Origin of the sequence: Enterococcus sp. AZ197, from assembly GCF_050556405.1 — a bacterium.
GTDB lineage: Bacteria > Bacillota > Bacilli > Lactobacillales > Enterococcaceae > Enterococcus > Enterococcus faecalis.
This window is the reverse complement of sequence record NZ_CP187873.1, coordinates 567,602-581,808: the sequence shown is the minus strand read 5'-3', so window position 1 is coordinate 581,808 and position 14,207 is coordinate 567,602. Positions and strand designations below refer to the sequence as shown.

Annotated in this window: 12 protein-coding genes and 2 other annotated features; of the genes, 5 read left to right on the top strand and 7 right to left on the bottom strand. The window is 37.1% G+C overall.

What is annotated here, in order from left to right; genetic code table 11:
- Positions 1–6: 6 nt before the first annotated feature.
- From IGK82_RS02790 to IGK82_RS02770, 5 genes are all read right to left on the bottom strand, one after another.
- The gene (locus tag IGK82_RS02790) at positions 7–1,170 is read right to left on the bottom strand and encodes a glycoside hydrolase family 88 protein (RefSeq protein ID WP_002381271.1); all 1,164 of its coding nucleotides are present in this window, start codon (positions 1,168–1,170) and stop codon (positions 7–9) included.
- Between the two features lie 271 nt (positions 1,171–1,441).
- Positions 1,442–2,269: a hypothetical protein gene (locus IGK82_RS02785; protein WP_016622235.1), complete on the bottom strand. Its 828-nt coding sequence runs from the start codon at positions 2,267–2,269 to the stop codon at positions 1,442–1,444.
- Positions 2,270–2,272: 3 nt separating this feature from the next.
- The gene (locus tag IGK82_RS02780; RefSeq protein ID WP_162780882.1) at positions 2,273–4,012 is read right to left on the bottom strand and encodes a DUF2264 domain-containing protein; all 1,740 of its coding nucleotides are present in this window, start codon (positions 4,010–4,012) and stop codon (positions 2,273–2,275) included.
- A 378-nt stretch (positions 4,013–4,390) separates the two neighbouring features.
- Positions 4,391–4,639, bottom strand: coding sequence for a GlsB/YeaQ/YmgE family stress response membrane protein (locus IGK82_RS02775; RefSeq protein ID WP_002355684.1), 249 nt, complete (start codon positions 4,637–4,639; stop codon positions 4,391–4,393).
- 106 nt (positions 4,640–4,745) lie between these two features.
- On the bottom strand, positions 4,746–6,377 hold the full coding sequence (locus IGK82_RS02770; RefSeq protein WP_002391330.1) for a peptide ABC transporter substrate-binding protein: 1,632 nt from the start codon (positions 6,375–6,377) through the stop codon (positions 4,746–4,748).
- A gap of 147 nt (positions 6,378–6,524) precedes the next feature.
- Positions 6,525–6,757 (top strand) — a binding site (T-box leader).
- Between the two features lie 155 nt (positions 6,758–6,912).
- Positions 6,913–7,155: a binding site (T-box leader), on the top strand.
- Positions 7,156–7,210: 55 nt separating this feature from the next.
- On the opposite strand from IGK82_RS02770, the gene IGK82_RS02765 reads away from it, so the two are divergent.
- The 3 genes from IGK82_RS02765 to IGK82_RS02755 are packed head-to-tail and all read left to right on the top strand — an operon-like array spanning position 7,211 to position 9,335.
- Entirely contained in the window at positions 7,211–7,855 is a 645-nt protein-coding gene (locus tag IGK82_RS02765; protein WP_002383057.1) for an amino acid ABC transporter permease, read from the top strand.
- A gap of 12 nt (positions 7,856–7,867) precedes the next feature.
- Positions 7,868–8,503 carry an amino acid ABC transporter ATP-binding protein gene (locus IGK82_RS02760; protein WP_430605141.1) on the top strand — a complete coding sequence of 212 codons (636 nt, stop codon included), beginning with the start codon at positions 7,868–7,870 and terminating at the stop codon, positions 8,501–8,503.
- 10 nt (positions 8,504–8,513) lie between these two features.
- Complete coding sequence (locus IGK82_RS02755) at positions 8,514–9,335, top strand: amino acid ABC transporter substrate-binding protein (RefSeq protein ID WP_002368082.1); 822 nt, start codon at positions 8,514–8,516, stop codon at positions 9,333–9,335.
- A 55-nt stretch (positions 9,336–9,390) separates the two neighbouring features.
- On the opposite strand, the gene IGK82_RS02750 is transcribed toward IGK82_RS02755, so the two are convergent.
- Positions 9,391–10,611 carry a Fic family protein gene (locus IGK82_RS02750; protein ID WP_010825054.1) on the bottom strand — a complete coding sequence of 407 codons (1,221 nt, stop codon included), beginning with the start codon at positions 10,609–10,611 and terminating at the stop codon, positions 9,391–9,393.
- A 247-nt stretch (positions 10,612–10,858) separates the two neighbouring features.
- Between IGK82_RS02750 and IGK82_RS02745 the strand changes: the two genes are divergently transcribed.
- Entirely contained in the window at positions 10,859–11,302 is a 444-nt protein-coding gene (locus IGK82_RS02745) for a hypothetical protein (RefSeq protein WP_002358762.1), read from the top strand.
- A 96-nt stretch (positions 11,303–11,398) separates the two neighbouring features.
- Complete coding sequence (locus IGK82_RS02740; RefSeq protein ID WP_002383054.1) at positions 11,399–11,623, top strand: DUF3955 domain-containing protein; 225 nt, start codon at positions 11,399–11,401, stop codon at positions 11,621–11,623.
- 54 nt (positions 11,624–11,677) lie between these two features.
- Here IGK82_RS02740 and leuS read toward each other — a convergent pair whose 3' ends face one another.
- Positions 11,678–14,092, bottom strand: a complete 2,415-nt coding sequence (gene leuS / locus IGK82_RS02735; protein WP_023894728.1) for a leucine--tRNA ligase — start codon at positions 14,090–14,092, stop codon at positions 11,678–11,680.
- Positions 14,093–14,207: the final 115 nt, after the last annotated feature.

The following is a 14,207-nucleotide window of genomic DNA, read 5'->3' as shown; positions in this document are numbered from 1 at the left end:
TCCCCTTTACCAGTATCTTTGCCATGATGGTTTTGCTAAACGCATTAAGGCTTCCATGTAAAAATAATCGCCCCATAAGTTGGGTTCATCAATCCCTTTTCCTTCTGCATGTGCGTAAACACCATGGAGTAGCAGTCCTTCATTTTCGGAATCATTTTTCGTACGATAATATTCTCCTAATTGATAAATCATTCCTTTGGCAAGCTCTTTTGCTTGAGGAAAAGCCTGTAGTTTGTCTGCTTCCAATAAACCACATGCCGCAATTGCCAGTGCCGAGCTATCTTTGTCAGATGGCATTTGGTCATTAAAATCAAAATCCCAATAGGGAATTAAATCTGCTGGCAAATGAGCTAGAAAAACCTCCACTATTTGTGGATAAATTTCTGGAAATGGTTGGGAATGGAGAAATGTTTCGTTTAGAGGAATCCCTAAAATTGCCCAACTTTGGCCTCGTGCCCAAATGGAAGTATCACTATGTCCTTGATGCGTAGCTCCATGTTTTGGTTTGCCTGTTTCTGGATCAAAATAATAGGTATGATAAGTTGTCGCATCGGATTTAATCACCGTTTTCATTAACGTATGATAGTGACGTGAGGCAATTTCCTCATAAACCCTATTTCCAGATAATTTAGTTGCTTCAAATAAAAGCGGTAAATTCATTAATGAGTCGATAATTAATCGATATTCTTTGGGATCACCATAATGGCCCCACGCTTGAATGAAGGAGCCATTTTCTTGGAATCGTGCTGACAATACTTCAGCGGCAGCTAGCACTTCTTGTTTACAGCGCTCATCACCGGTAATTTTATACCCAGCACCCGCCGATAGACTATATAAAAAACCAATGTCATGGTGGTCCAAAACAAAATGCTCCTCTAACCGTTGTTGAAAGCTGTCAATATTTTCCATTGCCAGTAAACGAAATTTTTCTTGGTGAGACCACTCATATGCCAGCCAAAGCATGCCTGTCCAAAAGCCATTGGTCCAATCATCGTTAGCTTTGAGACGATATCGACCATTCGTAGCACAAGCTGAAGGAAACTGTGTTCCGAAACGCTGCATATTTTTAGCAATTTTTGAAACGCATTCATTTAATTGCGTTTGAATCCATTCATCTGTGACATTTTCTCCTAGAGAGATCAGTCTTTGTTTATTTTCTTGACTACACATCTCCATCACTCCTTAACTTGTTAACATATTAACTTATTGTATTATAACGTAAAAGAAAATAAAAAGCGACCTTTCTTGATTATTTATCTTAAAAACAAGAGCGTGGGACAAAAATCACTTTGGATTTTTGCTCCACGCTCAAAAACTGATAAACGGCGGGAAAAGAACCAACTCCTTCGGAAATAAGCCGAAATTCTCCAAAAATCAAAGATCAATTTTCGGAAATTTCTTCTTATTTCTCGGAGCTAAACGGTTCTGTCCCGACCTCTTGTTATTTATTCCGACCGAATACTTCAATTTGGGTCAACGCTGGAAATGGAGAAGAGTCCAGCGCTTTTCGTAAGCATTTTAATGTCAAAGTTTGTGTTGTTTTCATTGGGAACTTTATTTCTTGAAAACAGGCGGTATTCGTTGTGGCAACTACTCGTTCCTCTCCATCTGAAAAGGCTAAAGTGACTTCCTCCCAATAGCTATCATGTGGGTAATCCGCCCGAAATAGCAAGCGGATCCAGTCCGTTTCTACAGGTCTGCCAAAGTCAATCGTTAACTGTGCCTCCTTTTGTTGGTTAATTCCCCAAGAAGCAAATGGATACGAGCCATGAGAAAGGTTACCAAACTTAGAATCAATAGCATTTTTCGCAAAGAAAACAGCATCGTCTCTCGTTTCAACGTTTGCATGCGCATGAGGATAGGCTCCTGAATATTCTTTTTGGTCATGTGTATTCATAGAAAGATTTTGATAATTGTCTTTTTCAAACGTGTGCGCTTGTCGAACTATTATTTGGTGCCTTGCCGAATGAAAGGCCGTATCAACAAAAGCTTTTCGAGCAGATTCTTCTAATGGAATTTGATATTCCCAAACTTTTTCTTTTAGATAAATCAATGAAGGAGCCAAAGTTTCATCTAATTGAACCATCAAATAAGGGGTAGCCCCTGTATAAGTCACTACAATTTTATCGCCAACTTGATAAAGGTACTGTTTAATTGCTAATACCGCTAACGTGTCTCCCTCCGCCACGAATGGCGCTTCTGGCTTCTCGTGATCGATTCGGCCAGTAATAATCTGATTGTCTTTATTTTTCAATTCGATTTTTATCATTTTTTATTCCTCCCTTGTCACACCACCTACCAAACAAATCAGGCGATGCGTTCCTATTGGTAGCTCTTTTTGCAAATAAGGTAAACTTGTTCTTGGGAAAAACAACGATGTATTGGGTTCAGGTTGAAGAATACCTGCGTGGTCATACCCTTCAATTGCAACTATTTGCGAACACAATTCTCCTGAATCGACTCTAGCCCACTCTTTACCAAGTTCTTTTTCTGAAAATTTTCCAAGTAACGGTAGACTGAATCCTCCTTCGCGCACTTTTAATGGAACCGATGTCACTATTTCATGTACTCTAACATGCCATTCTCCAAAAGGATAAATGGTTGTTTCAATTTCTACTTCTTGAAAAGGTAGCCATTTATAATAAACTTGCTCCTCTGTTAAATAAAAATCATGAACTTTCCCTTTAACACGAAAATATTCACCATCACGAGAAACAGCCAATACGTTATCAAAAGCCCCCTCCTCATAACGCGCACCAGCTTTGGGAACGCTAAAACCAAAGCGGCTAGAATAGACAAATTTACTATATTTAGCCGCAGCATGTGCTTGATTTTCAAGCCATAGTCCTGCAGGATAGCCGAGGACATGCGTTTTCATTTTAGGATGGATTAATAACATGTTTCCCTTTTCTATCAAACGCTTTTCTTCTCGTTTTATCGCCAGCGGTTCAGCACGCCAAAACGGATGGTCTTGATCCACAGCGAGCAACAAAAATGTTTTAAAGGCCCAATACGGAGAGCCTGGTGCGTTATAACCTTCTGCCATTACTAAATTTTCGTAATGATAGCCAATGGACAACCGACCATCATAAGTGAAAATAGCCTGTTGCATCCAACAGTGTAAATGTTTTGCTAACAGCGTTTTTATTTGTCCCCAAGGTAACGCCTCTACTTCTGCAAATATCAAAGCTGCGAAAAACGCTCCTTGAGCAAACCGATACGTTTGACTGCGTCCGTAAGGTAACGCTTCGCCCTCCTCATCAAAATAGTACAGATAGTCCTGCGCGAACATAACGGCTCGTTCTGTAAAACGTTTCGCACGAACAGGATCTCTTTCTCGCATAAATTTGACATAAATCAAACTATAATAATGAAAAGCAAACGAAATATAATAATCTCTTTGCGTAGTTTTACCATCCATATACCAACCATCACCTAAATACATGCGTTCAATCAACGCCAATTCTTCCTCTAGTTCCGCTTGGTTAATCACTTGTCCACATCCCTCGAGTGCCAAACGAATGAGCACTTTGAAAAACGTCCAATTATTTTTAGGAATTTTACAACCAAGTGCCTTATTTAACCAAACCATGATATTTTCTTGCTGTTTCTCAGAAAAACAGGACCAAAAATATGTCTTATGAAGCAATAAAGTTAAAGATAATGCTGCTGCTTCCACAATATATTGATCATAATCAACAATATCGCCCCAATAATCTGGGGATGACGGATCAGTTCCTGCGATTAATTTTTCCACATAAGCATCTCTTAAAACATCATCTTTACAAGTAACCCAATACGGTCCAATTCCCCATAATGGTCGAATGAGCGCCTCCATTTCAGCATGTTGCTGATCATAGACAGCACCACTGGACCCAAAATTTACGCCAGGTTTTTCTGATGTTAAAATAGCCGTTTTTAAAGGTGTCATGATTGTTTCAAAAGCTTCCAAATATGCTTCTCTGGTCAAAAAAAGATTACTTTTTAACGATTCCATGCTTTTCGCCCCCATTAGTTTAATTCAAAGAATAACAAGGGCACTTATTTTTTTCAACTATCGTTTAATGAATAAAACGGCGTATTATGAGAGCAGCATTTCACCTTCCCCAAACTTAACATATTAATTTTTTCTTTATTTTTGTTGAACCTTGAGCTATTCACTTTATCCAACAAAACTTCCTTTATCAAAAATGAATAATAAATGAAAAATATGTAGTCTAACGCAGGAAATTCTCATAATAAATATTTTTAAAAAAAAGAGTCTATGACAAAAATCCAAAGAGATTTTTGTCATAGACTTAAAATATGAGAGAAAAGACATCAAAAGTAATGGTCTGATTAACCTTCACAAGTTTTATGATGCTTTTCAAGATATCATTTTGATACAATTTTACGCCTTGCGGTTTACAATAAAAGAGTAAATAGCGATACAGATAATCGCTCCTAGCAACGCTGAGATAATTGGAAACCCGCCGATGACTGGTCCTAAAGAAGGCAACAAGAGTGATGCTACCCAACTTCCTAAAAAGCCCACGATAATATTTCCAATAATGCCACCTGGCACGTCTTTTCCTAAAATTGCGCCAGCAATTGCGCCAATAATTCCTCCGACAATTAATGCCCATAGAAAGCTAAACATTTGAAAAACCTACCTTTCATAGTTGATTTTTTTAGTTAATTTTCCTACTTTAAGGATAAAACAGAAAGCAGACTTTTTCAAAAGATAGGACTTTTCAGAAGTCAATTTATTCTTCTACATAAGCTAAACGATAGGATACTGTGCGACCAAAAGAAAATACTTGCAAGCCTTGTAAGCGATCTGATTTCAAGTAACCAATGGCTCCTTGGAATAGTGGTAAAACACCGGCATCTTTTTCAATTAATGTTTTTTCTAAACTTAGTAATTCATTCCAGCGTTTTTCAGGTTCATTGGCGTAATCTTTTCTAACTTTTTGGAGACCCGCATCATACGCCGAATCGTTATAACCAGAAGTATTTAAGCCACTTTTCGAGTCATAAAATTCTAAAAAATTAATGGGATCAGCATAGTCAGGTGTCCATGTTCCAAAGGCTAAATCGTAATTACCTGCTGTTTGTAAATCCAAACGATTTTGCAAAGGCAATGATTTTAATTTGATTGTTAAACCTGGTAAATTTTGTTGCAATTGCCCTTGAACAAATTCAATGGTTTTCTTGGCAATAGCTGAGTCCGCTGAGATTAGTTCCAATTCAATTTTATCTTTGCCCAACTCTTCTTTCGCTTTGGTCCAGTTAGCTTGGGCTTCTTTAATATTATATGGTAATAAATCACCATTTTCTTTGCGGAAATCTTCACCTGTATCTGGATTTTTTGCAAAATTAGCTGGTACAAAACCATTTAAAGCTGTCGAGCCATCTCCTAAAATTTCTTTTGCAAAAGTTTCTTTATCAATCGCTTGTAAAAAAGCTTTTCGAACATGTTCGTTGCCGGTGATTTCACGGCGATGATTGGGACTTAAATAACCCACCATGGCTTTAGGAACAAAATGCGCTTGTTTTGACTCTTTATACTGAAGTGCATAAGTATCTGCTAAAACAGTGTAATCTAAGTCGCCATTATCAAAAAGATTGGCTCCTGTGCCAATTTCTTTCACTACTTGAACATCAATTTCATTCAATTTTACGTGTTCTTTATCCCAATAATGATCATTCTTCTTCAATTTCCAAGTTTCGGAATTGCCATCCCAACCTGAAATTACAAACGGCCCATTGCCAACAAAATTATCTGCAGAAGTCCCATAGGCAGTACCTTTTTCTTTGGCAAAGGCTTCATTTTTAGGCATAAAAGGTGTTCCAACTAAGACTTGGGCTAAATAAGGAATTGGATTTTCCAATGTTAGTTCTAGTGTCTGGTCATCGATTGCTTTGACACCAAATTCTTCCATCGTGGCTTGTCCTTCCCGCACCGCACGCCCATTTTTAAAAATATCCATTTGATTACTGCTACTTGAACCATACGCTGGATCGACCACGTTTCTAAACGCAACTACAAAATCCCCTGCTTTAACTGGATCCCCGTTTGTCCATTTTGCTTCTCGTAACTTGAATGTATAGACTAACCCGTCTTCACTAACTTGTGGCTCTGCTTTCGCCATAGCTAGCTCAGGATCTCCGTTTTTATCTTGTCGATACAAGCCTTCAACTACTTGACCAATCATATCGGAACTATAGACATCTGTATAATGAGCGCTGTCTAATGTCGAGAGTTCACCACCAGATGCGACGTTAATTTTCTGTGTAGCTGGTTCCTTCGAGGTCGTTTTCGAACCGCCACTTCCACATGCTGCTAAAACCAAGCCCAGTGCAACAAGTCCGATTAACCACTTTTTCTGTTTCATACCAAAACTCCTCCTTCTGTTCAAACAACTTACCTACATTTTACATGATTTTCCATACATTTGTCCTTTTTCAGCACTTACTTTTTGAAAGAAAAATATTTTTTTAAGAATAAGAGTTGACAGATATTTTTTCTGGTGGTACAGTATTGAAAAACAGAGAACAGAAGAGTAACTGTTTCCTTTAGTGAAGAGAGTCTTTGGTTGGTGGAAAAAGACGTAAAGAAACAGCGAACCACATCTGGGAGTTGACTTTTTGAACCCTTAGTAGGAAAGTCCGGGACCACTCGTTAACAGGCGAAGTTATGAACTTCATAAGGTTCGTGTTGCGAAACACGAATAAACTAAGGTGGAACCGCGATAATTGATTATTCGTCCTTTGGCTATTCAGCCAAAGGACTTTTTTGTTTTTTTAGATGCGCTTTTCAACCTGAGAGAGTGCCTCAACTCCTCAAGTCTGTTGTCCTCTTTTCTATATGCTTAATGGGATAAGCTAGAAAAGCAACAGGTTTTCTGTTCCGTTCGAACAATTTCATACTTACAATCAAGGCTTAGGACATAGTAATTTAGCTCTTCCTTTACAGAGACTTTTTCATTGGCTGAAAGAAAAAGATGGATTCTTCTTTACTCACACCTAAAAGATGTTTTTCTGAATCCTTTAGTAAGAAAAACCGGTGACTCTATCGTTAACAGAGAGTAGTTGTCAACGCAACTACATAAGGCTTATCTTGTGAAAGATAAGTAAATTGAGGTGGCACCACGAATGCGATTCGTCCTCTTGGCTCACAGCCAAGAGGCTTTTTTTTTTTTTTTAATCAAAATTGTTGGAGGAAAAAATGATGGATTATATTTTAGAAATTTTACCTGCTTTAGTTAGCGGAGCTGGCATGACACTGAAAGTCTTTTTCTTTACGCTCCTTGGCTCGATTCCACTGGGGATCATCATTGCCTTTATTTTACAAAGTTCGTTTAAACCTTTACGTTACTTAATTAACCTCTACATTTGGTTAATGCGCGGCACTCCGCTATTGTTACAATTAATTTTTGTTTTTTACGGCTTACCATTAATTGGTATTGTCTTTGAACGTTACGATGCGGCCTTATTCGCATTTATTTTAAATTATGCTGCGTACTTTGCTGAAATTTTCCGCGGGGGGATTCAAGCAATTCCCCAAGGTCAATATGAAGCTGCCAAGGTTTTACGTTTAACACGCTTTCAAACAGTCACCCGGATTATTTTGCCACAAGTTGTTAAAATCGTGCTGCCTTCCGTAGGAAATGAAATTATCAATTTGGTCAAGGATACTTCTCTTATTTATGTCCTTGGCTTAGGCGATCTTTTACGTGCTGGTAAAATTGCGATGAGCCGCGATGTTACATTAGTGCCATTAGCTTTAGTGGGAGTGATTTATTTACTCTTTACGGCAATTTTGACTGTTGCTTCTAAGAAAATTGAAAAATTCTATCAATATTATAAATAGGAGGACTCTACCATGTTAACTATTAAAAATTTAACCAAACATTTTGACAACCGGACCATTATTGATCACTTAAATTTAGAAATTCCAGAGGGTAAAATTTTAACGATTGTTGGTCCTTCAGGCGGCGGAAAAACCACTTTACTTCGTTGTTTGGCTGGTTTAGAAACCATTGATTCTGGTGAGCTTTTGTTGGATGGTGTTCCTTTCAATCCTGCTGAAATGGACAATGCCGATCAAGTGGTTGGGGTCGTTTTCCAGGATTTCCAACTTTTCCCTCACTTATCAGTTTTAGAAAACATTACCTTAGCACCTACATTAGTACTAAAAGAAGAAAAAGCAAAAAGTCAGCAAAAAGCTTTAGAATTACTGGAAAAATTGGGCTTGGCTGGTAAAGAAAAACTCTATCCGTACCAACTTTCTGGTGGACAAAAACAACGAGTTGCACTTGCTCGTGCCTTAGCAATGAAGCCAAAAGTTCTTGGGTACGATGAACCAACGAGCGCGCTAGATCCAGCTTTACGCCAACAAGTGGAAGAAGTTATTTTAGATTTACGGAAACAAGGCATGACACAGATTGTCGTGACCCACGATATGGCTTTCGCTGAAAAAATTGCAGACAATCTTTTGACGGTTGCCCCCGTCCAATAGAAAGGAGTTTATGATGAAAAAGAAATATTCTTTAGCCTTGCTGGTTATCTGTTGTAGTTTACTCCTATTTGCAGGTTGTGGTAAAAGAAAAAGCAACGAAGATCAATGGACACGGATTAACGAAGAAAAACGGATTATTATTGGCTTAGATGACTCCTTTGTGCCCATGGGTTTTCAAGATAAATCAGGCAAAATTGTCGGCTTTGATGTCGACTTAGCCAAAGCGGTTTTTAAACTTTATGGCATTTCCGTTGACTTCCAACCGATTGATTGGTCTATGAAAGAAACAGAATTACAAAATCAAACCATTGATCTTATTTGGAACGGCTACACTAAAACGAGCGAGCGGGCCGAAAAAGTTCAATTCACACAACCTTACATGACGAACGACCAAGTACTTGTTTCTTTAAAAGAAAAAAACATTGCAACAGCGAGCGACATGCAAGGCAAAATTTTAGGGGTTCAAAATGGCTCTTCTGGCTATGATGGCTTCGAAAGTCAGCCTGACGTTTTGAAAAAATTTGTTAAAGACCAAACACCTATTTTATATGACGGCTTTAACGAAGCTTTCTTGGATTTAAAATCTGGCCGAATTGATGGGCTCCTAATCGATCGCGTCTACGCCAACTACTATCTTTCCCACGAAGATAATTTAAAAAACTATACTATTTCTCATGTCGGCTATGACAATGAAGATTTTGCTGTGGGCGTCCGCAAATCAGACAATCAATTAGTCCAAAAAATCAATACTGCCTTTGAAACGTTACGAAAAGATGGCACCCTTAGTAAAATTTCTCAAAAATGGTTTGGAGAGGACGTTACAAATCATTAAAAGTTGACCAATAAAAAATCCTGAAGCTCTCAAAATCGAGAGTTTCAGGATTTTTTTATCCAATTGTTTCTTCAAATTGTTGAGTGATTCGATACGTTTTCGGTTTCTTTCCTTGAACTTGAATATACGCTTGTTTTTCTAATGTTTCCGTTATTCGCTTAACTTTTCCGTAGGACCAGTTTTGATTTTCTTGAATCTCTTTAATCGATACACTTTCGGTGCCGTTTCTAAACATATGTGCTTGAATTAATAAAAACAGAACACTGCATTCATCTTCAGGTAACTCTGAATGTTTTAACCATTGCGTGGCTCTTTTCAACTGATTAGTCCATGTTCTCAGCTCTTCTAAAATTTCCGTTTGTCCTAATAAGATAAATTCATACATCGTCTGAACAAAAAGAGTTACTTCTCCTCTATTTCTTGGATTTGTGACTTCGGAAAAAGCTTTTTCATATTTTCTCTTATTATGGATTACGGCATTGGAAACAGTCAATCCTGTCAGTGGATCCAATTTTCTAGAGAGATAGTTAGACATCAAAAAACGGCCCATTCGTCCATTCCCATCATAGAAGGGATGAATATACTCAAAATAGTAATGACTGATACAACATTTAAGTAAGCTTGGTAGTGCTGTTTGATTCATAAAAAGGATAAGTTTTTCTAGATCAGCTATAATACTTTCTTCGTTGGAACTCCCCTGATGAACAACTTTGTCTTTATCACTGATATATACAACAGATTTCCTAAATAATAAACCATCTGGATAGTCTTCTTCTTGGATGTCAGCTTTAAAGAGTTCATCATAGATTTCTCTAAATTGACCTAATGTTTCTATTTTTAGCATTTTATCAGTCACGATACCTTTATACATGTTTACAATGCCCTGAAATCTTTCAGTTGAATTAGCATTTAATTTGTGTAAAACTTTGCTAATATCTTTTCTTGAACTTTTAACCCCTTCAATTTCATTCGTACTTTGTATCTCTTCAATCAATTGATAAAAAAAGATATTTTTTTGTACAATTTTTGGTAATTTATGTATATATCTCATTATTTCTTGAGAATTTTTCATAATTTTTTCTTGTAATACGCTGTGTTGAAGTAAAGGAACGTAGAATAACTCATAGGTTTCTTTTGTTTTCCGTTCTTCTTTGTCAAAGGGGTGGATAAATAACTTAGTTTGTAAAGTAGAGTCAAAATTTAAACGTTCTTGATATTTCTTTTCAAAAGAATCTCTATTTTTATAAAAATCTACTTTTAGTAATTTATATGTCATTATACCCCTCTTTTCTTATTCTAAATTACAAAAAAACGTTTTTTTGTAATTTAGAATACCTTTCACTTAAATTTAACATTCAAAATTACAAAATTCAACTATTTTATAATTTTAAATTTACATAGAAAATTTAGCAAATTCTAACTTATGAAGAACTTTTATTTTTGCTACACTAGTAAAAGTCGAGAGAATTTGTCCTTTTCTGCCTAGAACAATCATTACTCTCAATAAATGAAAGGAGAAAAAAATGCCTACTAATAAAAAAGAAGGAATGCTTTTTACTACGTTAATGTGCTTTCTGATGGTTTTCGGAATGAGCACCTATAATTTATCATTGCATGGAGAATTTTCATTGTACGCCTTATCAAAAGGTTTGCTTCCTGGATTTATCGTTGCTTTTATTTTAGACGTTTTCATCGTTGGTGTCTTAGCTAAGAAAATCGCTTTTTCTTTACCCTTTAATAAAGAAAAACGGCTATTACTTATTTTGACCATTTCGAGTTTCATGATTATCGGCATGGTGACTTGTATGTCTTTATTTGGCTTATTAATGGAAGGCCAGACGTTGTCACTAAGTGCGTATTTCCAAGCTTGGGGACTGAACTTTATTGTTGCCCTTCCTTATCAATTGCTGATTGTCGGTCCCTTTTCACGTATGATCTTAACCAATTACCAACAACGACAAACTTAGAAAATAGATTTCTTATCTAAGTTTTAACAGTTGCCTAAAAAAAAGTTAACCTTTTTGATTTATCTTAGTGATAGTTCATTAAAGGAGGAACTGAAGTTGAAAAAATATCGTATTAGCTTATTTCTTGGCTTGATTAGTCTTTTATTATTTATGATCTCTATTTTAGTTGGATCAACATTATCTAGCGATGGACTTTTAAAAGAACCCGCCTTTTTCTGTACGCCGCTCGGTTACTTTTTTCTCTTCATCGCCTTGCTTTCGGTTATAACAATCACATGTAAAGAACATATGAATCAAAAAGGTAAAACAAAACAACCTTAAAAAGAGCCGGACGTTTTGATACGTCTGGCTCTTTTTTTAATAAAAACATATAACTTAATTTGCAACAATATTTACTAATTTATCTGGAACAGCAATCACTTTGCGCACTGTTTTTCCTTCAATAAATTCTTTAACAGCTTCATGGTTCATTGCAATTTGTTCTAATTCTTCTTTGCTTAACCCACGAGCGACATTTTGTTTGCCACGTAATTTTCCGTTCACTTGGAAAACTACTTCCACTTCATCTTCTACTAAGGCTGCTTCATCATAGGTTGGCCAAGGGACATAAGTTAAACTTTCCTCGTTACCTAAAATTTGCCATAGTTCTTCACCAATATGTGGCGCGATTGGCGCAAGTAATTGGACAAATCCTTCCACATATTCATAAGGTAAGGCATCCACTTTATTAGCTTCATTTACAAAAACCATTAATTGAGAAATCGCTGTATTAAAGTGCAAGTTTACCATATCTTCTGTCACTTTTTTAACCGTTTGATGATAAACTTTCGTTAAACGGCCATCATTAATTGTGGTAATTCGGTCACGCATTTTGCCTTCTTCATCAACAATCAGACGCCAAACGCGATCTAAGAATTTACGACTTCCTTCTAAGCCATTTTCATTCCAAGCAATGGAAGCATCTAACGGGCCCATGAACATTTCATAAAGACGTAACGTATCCGCACCATATTTAGCCACCACATCATCGGGATTTACAACATTGCCACGTGATTTAGACATTTTTTCGTTGTTTTCTCCTAAAATCATACCTTGGTTGTATAATTTTTGGAAAGGTTCTTTGGTAGGAACCACACCAATATCATATAAGAATTTATGCCAAAAACGAGCATACAGTAAATGCAGCACCGCATGTTCGGCACCACCAATATAGATATCAACTGGTAACCAACGTTTTAATTTTTCAAAATCAGCAATTTCATTTTTATTATGAGGATCAATGAATCGTAAGTAATACCAAGAGCTTCCAGCCCATTGTGGCATAGTATTCGTTTCACGTTTTCCCTTCATGCCAGTTTCAGGGTCGACGACATTGACCCATTCATCAATGTTTGCTAATGGCGATTCCCCAGTTCCACTTGGGCGAATATCCGATGTTACTGGTAAACGTAGAGGTAACTCAGATTCAGGAACCGTTGTGGTTGTTCCATCTTCCCAATGGATCACAGGAATTGGTTCACCCCAGTAGCGTTGACGAGAGAATAACCAGTCACGTAAACGATAAGATACTTCTTTTTTCCCTACGTGATTTTCTTCTAGCCACTCATTCATTTTAGCGATGGCTTCTGCTTTGTTTAATCCATTTAAGAAATCAGAATTGATATGCGGTCCATCCCCTGTATAGGCTTCTGTTGTAATGTCGCCACCTGCGATTACTGGTAGGATATCAATGCCAAATGTTTTCGCAAATTCGTAATCCCGTTCATCATGCGCTGGGACCGCCATGATTGCGCCTGTGCCATAGCTTGCTAAAACATAATCGCCAATCCAAATTGGAATTTCTTGGCCATTGACCGGGTTTATAGCATACGCACCTGTGAAAACACCTGTTTTTTCTTTTGCTAAATCCGTTCTATTTAGATCAGATTTTTTTGAGGTTTCTTCAATATATGCTTCTACAGCTGCTGTTTGTTCAGGTGTCGTAATTTTTTTCACTAGTTCTAGTTCAGGAGCTAGAACAGTATAGGTTGCACCGAACAAGGTATCAGGACGGGTTGTAAACACCGTGAAACTTTCTTCTGTACCAGCGACTTTAAAGGTCACATTGGCTCCTTCAGAACGTCCAATCCAATTTCGTTGCATATCTTTAATACTTTCTGGCCAATCAACAAGCTCTAAATCTTCTAATAAGCGATCTGCATAAGCAGTAATTTTCAACATCCATTGACGCATTGGTCGGCGAACCACATCATAACCGCCACGTTCACTTTTTCCATCAATGACTTCTTCATTTGAAATAACAGTTCCTAGTTCAGGTACCCAGTTAACCGCAACTTCTGCTTCATAAGCTAACCCTTTTTCATATAATTTTGTAAATATCCATTGTGTCCATTTGTAATATTCGGGATCAGTGGTATTAATTTCGCGATTCCAATCATAGCTGAATCCTAATGAATTAATTTGGCGACGGAATGTTTCGATATTTTTCTTAGTAAATTCAGCTGGGTCATTTCCTGTGTCTAACGCATATTGTTCTGCTGGCAAACCAAACGCATCCCAGCCCATTGGATGCAACACATTATAGCCTTGCGCACGTTTCATACGTGAAAGAATATCGGTTGCTGTATAGCCTTCCGGGTGACCTACGTGTAAGCCTTGTCCAGATGGATAGGGAAACATATCTAGTGCATAAAATTTTTCTTTATTTGGGTCGTCCAATGTATTGAAACAATTGTTCTTAGCCCAATATTTTTGCCATTTTTTCTCAATCTCTTTGTGATTGTAGCTCATGTTATTCCTCCTAGTAATATAAAATTTTTCATTCTTAAAATTTGCCACCTGCAGCCATTGTCACTATTCTGACTTAAACTAGCCACTTAGTGATAAAAAAAAGTCCTATAGGAAA

What these genes read in the sequence shown, in the direction of transcription:
- IGK82_RS02785 (WP_016622235.1), bottom strand. Translation starts at nt 2,269, where the DNA reads ATGATAAAAATCGAATTGAAAAATAAAGACAATCAGATTATTACTGGC.
- IGK82_RS02745 (WP_002358762.1), top strand. Translation starts at nt 10,859, where the DNA reads ATGCCTACTAATAAAAAAGAAGGAATGCTTTTTACTACGTTAATGTGC.
- IGK82_RS02760 (WP_430605141.1), top strand. Translation starts at nt 7,868, where the DNA reads ATGTTAACTATTAAAAATTTAACCAAACATTTTGACAACCGGACCATT.
- IGK82_RS02770 (WP_002391330.1), bottom strand. Translation starts at nt 6,377, where the DNA reads ATGAAACAGAAAAAGTGGTTAATCGGACTTGTTGCACTGGGCTTGGTT.
- IGK82_RS02780 (WP_162780882.1), bottom strand. Translation starts at nt 4,012, where the DNA reads ATGGGGGCGAAAAGCATGGAATCGTTAAAAAGTAATCTTTTTTTGACC.
- leuS (WP_023894728.1), bottom strand. Translation starts at nt 14,092, where the DNA reads ATGAGCTACAATCACAAAGAGATTGAGAAAAAATGGCAAAAATATTGG.
- IGK82_RS02750 (WP_010825054.1), bottom strand. Translation starts at nt 10,611, where the DNA reads ATGACATATAAATTACTAAAAGTAGATTTTTATAAAAATAGAGATTCT.
- IGK82_RS02775 (WP_002355684.1), bottom strand. Translation starts at nt 4,639, where the DNA reads ATGTTTAGCTTTCTATGGGCATTAATTGTCGGAGGAATTATTGGCGCA.
- IGK82_RS02790 (WP_002381271.1), bottom strand. Translation starts at nt 1,170, where the DNA reads ATGTGTAGTCAAGAAAATAAACAAAGACTGATCTCTCTAGGAGAAAAT.
- IGK82_RS02755 (WP_002368082.1), top strand. Translation starts at nt 8,514, where the DNA reads ATGATGAAAAAGAAATATTCTTTAGCCTTGCTGGTTATCTGTTGTAGT.
- IGK82_RS02765 (WP_002383057.1), top strand. Translation starts at nt 7,211, where the DNA reads ATGATGGATTATATTTTAGAAATTTTACCTGCTTTAGTTAGCGGAGCT.